The 8923-nt window shown below is 42.4% G+C and carries 6 protein-coding genes; 5 read left to right on the top strand and 1 reads right to left on the bottom strand.

Translation table 11 applies throughout. From position 1 onward, the window contains the following. From fdhF to HRT96_RS15490, 5 genes are all read left to right on the top strand, one after another. Nucleotides 1–1972 (top strand): formate dehydrogenase subunit alpha (fdhF, locus tag HRT96_RS15510; protein WP_293158566.1); only part of this gene is annotated, 1972 nt, incomplete at its 5' end. Nucleotides 1973–2059: 87 nt separating this feature from the next. After that, entirely contained in the window at nt 2060–2497 is a 438-nt protein-coding gene (locus HRT96_RS15505; protein WP_293158564.1) for a 3TM-type holin, read from the top strand. 79 nt (nt 2498–2576) lie between these two features. Then, the gene (locus tag HRT96_RS15500) at nt 2577–2993 is read left to right on the top strand and encodes a MarR family transcriptional regulator (protein ID WP_293158563.1); all 417 of its coding nucleotides are present in this window, start codon (nt 2577–2579) and stop codon (nt 2991–2993) included. Between the two features lie 480 nt (nt 2994–3473). Continuing rightward, nucleotides 3474–4964, top strand: coding sequence for a SulP family inorganic anion transporter (locus tag HRT96_RS15495; protein ID WP_293158562.1), 1491 nt, complete (start codon nt 3474–3476; stop codon nt 4962–4964). Between the two features lie 11 nt (nt 4965–4975). Continuing rightward, nucleotides 4976–5827 carry a universal stress protein gene (locus HRT96_RS15490; RefSeq protein WP_293158560.1) on the top strand — a complete coding sequence of 284 codons (852 nt, stop codon included), beginning with the start codon at nt 4976–4978 and terminating at the stop codon, nt 5825–5827. Between the two features lie 103 nt (nt 5828–5930). On the opposite strand, the gene HRT96_RS15485 is transcribed toward HRT96_RS15490, so the two are convergent. Continuing rightward, entirely contained in the window at nt 5931–8627 is a 2697-nt protein-coding gene (locus tag HRT96_RS15485; RefSeq protein WP_293158558.1) for a pitrilysin family protein, read from the bottom strand. Nucleotides 8628–8923 lie beyond the last annotated feature (296 nt).

Below are 8923 nucleotides of genomic sequence, written 5' to 3'. Positions count from 1 at the left end.
TTATGTACAAGGTGTGAAAGATTCACCCGTAAACCAAGGTATGTTATGTGTGAAAGGGCGCTTTGGCTTTGATTTTGTCAGTAGTAAGGAACGGCTAACCACGCCCTGGATCCGTAAAAATGGTGAACTACAGCCTGCCAGCTGGGAAGACGCGATCACGCTGGTGGCCGCTAAGTTTAATGCCATCAAAATTAATCATGGCGGCAATGCACTGGCGGGTTTCTCGTCAGCAAAAACGACCAATGAAGATAACTTTGCCTTCCAGAAATTCATTCGCCGGGAATTAGAAACCAACAATGTCGATCACTGTGCGCGTTTGTGTCATGCCTCTACAGTTACTGGGCTTGAAGCATCCATAGGTAGTGGCGCGATGACCAACGATATCCCGAGTATCAAACATTCGGATATGATATTTATTATTGGCTCTGATACCACGTCAGCCCACCCGATCATTGCATCGCACATCAAACAAGCGATCCGGCATGGCAAGGCACGTTTGATTGTTGCCGATCCAAAACGCATCGATATTGCCGATCATGCGCAGTTGTATGTCGCGCACCGTCCGGGTACCGATGTGATGTTGATGAACGGTATCATGCAGCAGATCATTAAAAATGGTTGGCATGATCAGGCTTACATTCGCGATCGCACCGACGGTTTTGATGCGCTAGCAGCGGAGGTCATGTCCGACAGTTACGCGCCGGATAAAGTGGAATTGATCACCGGCGTAAAAGCGCAAGATGTGATTAAAATGGCAGAAATGATTGGGACGGCCGACCGAACTGCGGTGTATTATTCCATGGGGATCACGCAGCACACCACAGGTCATGATAATGTCCGTTCCGTTGCCAACCTACAAATGCTGTGTGGCAACATAGGTATTGAAGGGGGCGGCATTAATCCGTTACGTGGTCAGTCCAATGTGCAAGGTGCCTGTGACATGGGGGCGTTGCCAAACAGCTTTCCAGGTTATCAGAAAGTCTATGATCCTGAAGTACAAGAAAAATTCGCTAAAGCGTGGAACAAGTCTAACTTGCCCAAAGATGCGGGTTTAACGCTGACCGAAATCATTGATGCTGCGTGTCACGGTGAGGTGAAAGGTTTGTATGTCATGGGGGAAAACCCAGTACTGAGCGATCCGAACCAAGCCCACGTTATTGACGCGCTTGAGCAGTTAGACTTTTTGGTAGTGCAAGATATCTTCTTAACAGAAACCGCGCAATACGCGGATGTGGTATTACCCTCGTGCTCATTTGCCGAAAAATCGGGTCACTTCACCAATACCGAACGTCGTGTACAACGTATTTCACCCGCGGTTAAACCACCGGGTGAAGCGAAAGAAGATTGGCTGATCATTCAAGATATTGCCAACGCCATGGGCAGTGACTGGGCATATCAATCTGTTGAGGATATTACCAAAGAGATCACCCAATTGACGCCACAATATGCGGGTATCCATTGGCATCGCGTGGGTAAAGATGGCTTGCAATGGCCTTGTCCTGACGACGCATCTCCAGGCACTCGTATTATGCATACCGAGCAGTTCACCCGTGGCAAAGGTGAAATGATCGCTGTGCCGTTCCGTTATGCGGCGGAATTGCCCGATGACGAGTACCCATTGATACTGACCACAGGTCGTCTGCTTGAGCAGTTCCATACCGGCACAATGACACGTAAGACCAAAGGGTTAGATAACCTGGCGGGACCACGTGCGATGATCTCGGTGGCGGATGCCGAACGGTTAGGGGTTACTAATGGTGAGATGCTCACGGTAACGACACGTCGAGGCAGCATTGATACGCCAGCGTTTGTGACTAAGCGGATGCAAGAAGGGGTGGTGTTTGTGCCATTCCACTTTGCGGAATCACCGGCGAACCGTTTAACCACCACCGCAACGGATCCACATGCCAAGATCCCAGAATTTAAAGTGGCCGCGGTGAAAATTGAAAAAGCGTTATTGTCAGTTTTCTAGTTAGCAATATCAAATAAAGCGGTGTAACAATAGAGGCCAGTCAACGCGTCGGGTAGGGAAACCCGACAACACCGGAGAAATTAAATAATGTGGCAATCAATCATGGACTTTGTTTCAAGGACGTTCAAGCCAGCGGCCGATCTCATCGACAATATTCATACTTCAGAAGAAGAAAAACTCAAATTAAAAAACGTGTTAGTTGAGCTACAAAATGAAGTCACCAAAAAGCATATAGAGCTAGTCAGTAAGCAAATGGACTTAGAGCGCACACTGCTCGACGCACAATCCAGTATTATTCAAAAAGAAGCGAGCAGTGGCTCGTGGATCACCCGCAGTTGGCGACCGATAACCATGCTCTGTTTCCTTGCTATCGTCATTCTTAATGCCTTAGGTATTATTACCCTTGAAGAAAAGTTTGCCCATGATTTTATGCAACTAGTTGAAATTGGACTTGGTGGTTATGTGATTGGACGCTCTGCTGAAAAGGTTATCCCCTCTATTACCAAGGCGCTGGGCAGTAAATAATAAACTTAGTTAAATGAGTCTTTACTTTAAACTTACGCAAGGCATATAATAAGCCTTCCTTACTATATGCCGCTGAATCATGATACATTCTAAATTTGGGTTTCTTAGCTATGAAATCAGTCACGTTATTCGACAACGTTTTAACAAGCAAGCTGAAAGCATTGGCGTTACCCATTCTCAGTGGCGAGTATTAGTTCATCTGTCTGAAAATGAAAATTGTCGACAAGTTGACTTGGCTGATATCTTAAATGTAAAACCGATTACGCTAGTAAGACAAATAGATTTGTTAGAACAGCTTAGTTTAGTCAAACGTTTGAATGATAAGGAAGATAGACGAGTATTTCGTTTAAAATTAACAACTAAAGCCAAGCCTATTATGCAAGAGCTGTGGCAGATTGCAGACTCAATTGAAAATGAGATGTGTAATATGCTTTCTGATGAAGAGAAAGGTGTGCTTTCTAAATTACTCATCACGATAAAAACACAAATCAGTTAGTACGCTTAATTCCCTAAATCAAAGGTACAGAGATGACGCCGCCATAACCCTAGAATCCCCCTCTACACAATTTATATGACTTTTTATATTTAAAGTCAGATTCTTACGCATCGTAAGATTATTATAAATTGCACTTTAATCAGCTCTAGTACGTATATCTAGCAAAGATAATGCTAATTGTTGATGATCTCTATTTTCCTGAAATATTTTAAACTGAGCAATCAGCTCTCGCACCTGCGTGACATATCGCATCATTTAAAACAGGAATTCTCCAGTATGGCATTTTTGCCATCGCTATTTATCGTTTAAAAGTACATTAAATTGAGGACGGCTTAGTGTCGTGGAATTTACCCTTTTTTAAGGTCATTTACTGTGGCTTAAATAGCATGAAACCATCGATTTATGGCTGTTTTAAACGATATATCTGTGCATCACCACGTATTTTTCGTGGGTCATCGATGCACCCGAAAAAGGACAAGTATGATTTTTTTGTCAAACAAACAAGATTGGTTAGGTAATGTTAAAGGAGATATTTTAGCCGGTATTGTTGTTGCGTTAGCGCTGATCCCCGAAGCTATCGCATTTTCTATTATTGCTGGTGTAGACCCTAAAGTGGGCTTGTATGCCTCGTTCTGTATCGCGACAATTGTTGCGTTCACCGGCGGCCGACCCGGTATGATCTCTGCTGCAACAGGTGCCATGGCGCTGCTTATGGTGACGCTAGTCAAAGAACACGGGTTAGAATACTTGCTCGCCGCGACTTTGTTAACGGGGGTATTGCAAATACTCGCGGGTTATTTAAAGTTAGGCGGTTTAATGCGGTTTGTCTCACGTTCAGTGGTCACTGGTTTTGTAAATGCACTGGCTATCTTAATCTTTATTGCCCAATTACCTGAATTAACCAATGTCACTTGGCATGTCTATGCAATGACGGCTGGTGGCTTAGGCATTATCTATTTATTCCCTCATATCCCCGTCATTGGTAAAAGTATTCCTTCACCCCTCGTGTGTATTGTCCTACTTACCGTGTTATCACAGGTGATGGCATTAGACATAAGAACGGTTGGCGATATGGGGGAATTACCAGATACGTTACCCATCTTCTTATGGCCTGAAGTACCTCTCACACTCGAAACACTGTGGATCATTTTACCTTATGCACTTGGTCTTTCTGTGGTTGGGCTGTTAGAGTCGATGATGACCGCAACGATAGTCGATGACCTAACAGATACAAAAAGTGATCAAAATAGAGAGTGTAAAGCACAAGGTATTGCGAATATCGGCGCCGGTTTAATGGGAGGGATGGCTGGTTGCGCCATGATCGGTCAATCAATCATTAACATTAAATCGGGTGGTCGAGGTCGGTTATCAAGTCTATCAGCCGGTATATTCTTGCTTCTTATGGTGGTTTTCTTAGGCGACTGGCTTAAACAAATACCGATGGCAGCCTTAGTTGCGGTGATGATCATGGTCGCTATAGGTACATTTTCTTGGAGTTCGATTAAAGATCTTAAAACCCATCCGTTATCAACTAACATCGTTATGATCGCGACAGTGATCACCGTTGTTGGTACGCACAATTTAGCGATTGGCGTATTTGTTGGAGTGCTACTGTCAGCGTTATTTTTCACCCACAAAATCAGCCGTTTTATGGTGGTAAAAAATACCCAAACAGCACCACAAGGGCGAACTTATCAGGTAACTGGGCAGATATTCTTTGTGTCGGCGGATAAATTTGTTGATGCGTTCGATTTTAAAGAAGTGGTTGATGCCGTCGTTATCGATTTATCGCACGCCCATTTCTGGGATATTAGCGCCGTTGGTGCATTGGATAAAGTGGTGATTAAGTTTCGTCGAGAGGGCGCAACCGTTAATATTGTTGGTATGAGTGATGCCACCGCGACCGTGATTGATAAATTTGCAATTCATAATGATCCCGCTGCGGTTGAAAAAATGATGGCTGGTCACTAAGGAGAAAAACAATGAATAAAATAATAGCATGTATTGATGGATCTATACTGGCAAAAACTGTCTGTGACACCGCGATCTGGGCGTCAAAACGTTTGAGTCATGGCATTGTTTTTCTGCATGCCATCGATAAAAAACAGCAACATGGCGCAGACGATTTAACTGGTTCTATTGGCTTAGGGGCACGTACCGCGCTGCTTAACAAAATGGTTGAGCTTGACGAGCAGCGTGGGAAAATTGCGATTCAGTCGGGTAATGAAATGTTAGGCAAAGCCGTGGATAGAGCTAACACCGCGGGTCTGACCGATCTAGAGCAGATACAACGCCATGGTGATTTTGTCGAAGCCTTAGTGGGCTTAGAAACCGATGCTCGTTTAATGGTGGTCGGGCGCTGTGGTAATGGTCATCAAGGTGATTTTAAAGCCCTTGGTTCGCATATCGAAACACTGATCCGGCAGGTGCATACGCCGATCGTGATTGCACCGTATAATTTTACCGAACCGACTAATTTTATGCTGGCTTATGATGGACGCGAAACGGCAGACAAAGCCGTGCAACGTATCATTCAAGGCGGTTTACTCCAAGGTATGACATGTCATTTAGTCACGATTAAAAATACTGAACAAGCACAACAACAGAAATTTGAGCAAGTCAAAACGCAACTTGAGCAAGCAGGGTTTAGCGTCATTGCCACGTATCTTGCAGGGGATATTTCTGCTTCGCTAATGGATTACAAACAACAGCATGATATTGAACTGGTGGTGATTGGCGCGTTTGCGCATTCTAAGATGAGAAGCTTTTTCCTTGGTAGCAATACCATGCGCATGATTGAAAACTGTCGAGTGCCGCTGATCGTGCTTAGATAATTGCGTTAACGTTATTGGTTTAGCTAAGCGAGGTCAATGTCAAACTGCAGTGACCACCTTCGTTGGTAACTGCAGTTGAGTTATGGCATTTGTATGTAAATAGTTACAACTGAGGCGTATTTATAAATCTCAGTGTTTTTGTGGGATCTAGGTAGGTGCGAATGAATTGGTTCATGTCTGCAACGGATATGCTGTCGAATATTGCTAGAGCATCTTCTGTTGATCCTAGTGCATAATTGAATAAATGATCACGGTGTAACAGCCACTGTTTATTTGGTGATTCATTTAATGAATAAGCTAAATCCTGCGTTATTGTTTTTTTGTTTTCGTTCAGTTGTGCTTCGGTTATACCATTAGTAAGTAAATCACTGATGATGCTATCGACCACCTGTTGGGTTTGTTCAACATCTTCAACTTTAGTAATTAACTCAATCATAACTTGAGTAAATGCCTGACCAGCTGCTTGATCGCGTACCATGACATAAGGGGAATAAGTTAAGGATAATTGCTCCCTCACGATCTTGGTCAGTGTTTTGCTTATGATCGCCTGCATGAGTTCTGCCTGATAAACTTGTTTGATACCTTGGTTTGGGGTGTCTGTGACAGTGTAAAACAGCACCTGCCCATTATCTTGCGGATAGCTTGTTTCATTAAGCATCGTCGTTTTTGTTATCAACGATTGAGTAGGGTGGTCAAAGGTATTATTTTTCCCCTTTGGTAAACTCGCAACGTATTGCAATATAAGTGGCTTTAACTGCGCTGTATCAAAGTCGCCGACGATAGTTAACTTATAACCATTAACGTTATTAAAGAGTGTTTGATAAAGCCTTTCAACATCACTTTGTTGCACCTCTGCTAGTTCCTTCGCTGAAATTCGCTTCTGCTGAGGATTATTGGGAAACAGAATATCATTTACTTTTATCCATGTTGCCGTTGTTGGTAACGCGAGATTATTTTGCAGATGTTCAATACTCCCTTTCTTTTCTAACGCAAATATCTGCTCATTAACGCTAGCGTTGGTCACACTGCTATACAGCATCGAGAATAGTAGTTCTAGGCTCTTGGGCTCATTAATCGAATACAGATTGAAACCATGATTGTTGGCTTCGATCACTGGCATCATGTCGATGCGTTCTTGGTTAAATTGTTGCTGTATCGCTTGTGCTGATACGCCCGCTAAACCGCTATTCATATAACTGTTTATCAACAGGTAATTGGCTGCGCGCTGTTTTTTGGTAAATGAATTGATACCGCCAGGGGCTGTGAAACTCATATTAATGGTGTTTTTAACGCTATGATCAGGTTGTAAAACAACACTTACTCCATTGCTTAACTGCCACTGGGTTATTTGTGTGTCAGTGTCAAAACGTTCACTGTCGATCTTACTTGTTCCGCCACTTTTTGTAACGATAGGCAGTGTTAGCGTTTCAATTTCAATCGCTATATTGTTAATTGGTTTATTAATCGCATCGGCAAATATTTTATCTGCCGCTAATACGTCAGGTTTTTTGGCTTGATATGGTGTAGCGAAGGTCATCTTATGTGGGCTGTTGATCAGTGTTTTGGCGAACTGATTTAATTCTTCAAGACTGACTGTTGCCAGCAATAGCTGATAAGCTCGTTGCTCATTCTCTAGTGTGTATTCAATACTACCGCTCGACCAAGCATTAATTACTTCATCGGCTAGTTGTTGCGAATTTTTATTACTATAGATAGTACTGAGTTCGGCTTGTGCTGATTTGATTTGAATCAGTTGTTGCTGATACTCAGCTTGGCTAAAACCGTGTTGGTGTATGCGTGCTAACTCCTGCGCAATAAATTTAACAGCTTGTTGGCTTTCATTTTTTTGATGACTAACATAGATATTTTCGAACCCTTTGTTGCTCAAAAATGAATTATAGAAAAGCCCGACTTTATGGAAGGGTTGAGCACGTTGGTTGTTGGCTGCATTCAAACGATAATTAAATAACTGATCCAACATATTCAGTTTCAACGAATGACTGATACCTTCGCTATTGGTAATTTTCAACATAGGGACTTCGAAGTACAGATCTGTTTGTGAAAAATTAATCACTTTACTGCTATAAATCTGAGTTGCGGTTTTTAATGCTGGCGGTGTTAAGACAGGCTGTTGCTTGGTGTTTTGTGATGTCTCTATGGTTGAAAATAATGCGGTGATTAATTGAGTTGTGCTCTCACTATCCACATCACCCGCTATCACTAATCTGGCATTATCCGGACGATACCAATCTTTGTAAAAAGTGTTGATAGAGGCGACGGTGCTGTTATTGATGCTTTTAAGCGTCCCGATTGGTAAACGTCTTTGATATTCACTGTTTTCTATATAATCATCGAACAGGGCGTAGTAATAAGATTTTTCTTGCTGTGTGCTCTGGTGATATTCATTTTCGACGACGCCTTTCTCTTTATCTAACTCATGCTGTTCCAATTCTATATCGGTTAAAATATCACGTAAATACAGCAAGGTATCTGCGAGTAATTGGGTATTATCTTTAGGAATAGAGAAGCTGTAAACCGTTTCATCAAAAGAGGTGTAGGCATTAATGTCATGACCAAATGTTAATCCTGACTTTTCAAATAGCTCAACGATTTTCAGCTTGGGGAAGTTTTTGGTGCCGTTAAAGGCCATATGCTCAAGCAGATGTGCATAGCCTGATTGTGCATCTGTTTCACTGAATGATCCCGATTTGATCATCAAGCGTAACTCAATCTTATCTGAGTTTTCTGGCTTAGCATGAATGGCATAAAAGAAACCGTTATCAAGCGTGTTGCTGCTCACTGTGGCTATTGCGTCGGTTTGATAGGGGTTATTTGCACAGCTAGACAGGGCGAATAGGGCAAAAGAAATCAATAATAATTTTCTACAGAACATCATGATTAAAATAACTCGTTAATAATTTATAGTTACAGAGGTGCATACAGCCTCAGGATTTTTATGTCATTGAGCGATAAACATTTTTATAGCAATTGGTTATCTTATAAGAACAGTGGGTAGAGCAGTAGGGAATTGTTCTATATAAATCACAATAATGTGATTTATATAGAACAATTACAATCTGTTACAAATCTTAATAG

It is taken from the genome of Moritella sp. (genome assembly GCF_013215705.1).
Taxonomy (GTDB): domain Bacteria; phylum Pseudomonadota; class Gammaproteobacteria; order Enterobacterales; family Moritellaceae; genus Moritella.
The sequence above is the reverse complement of the archived record's forward strand: the minus strand, read 5'-3'. Positions and strand labels throughout refer to the sequence as shown.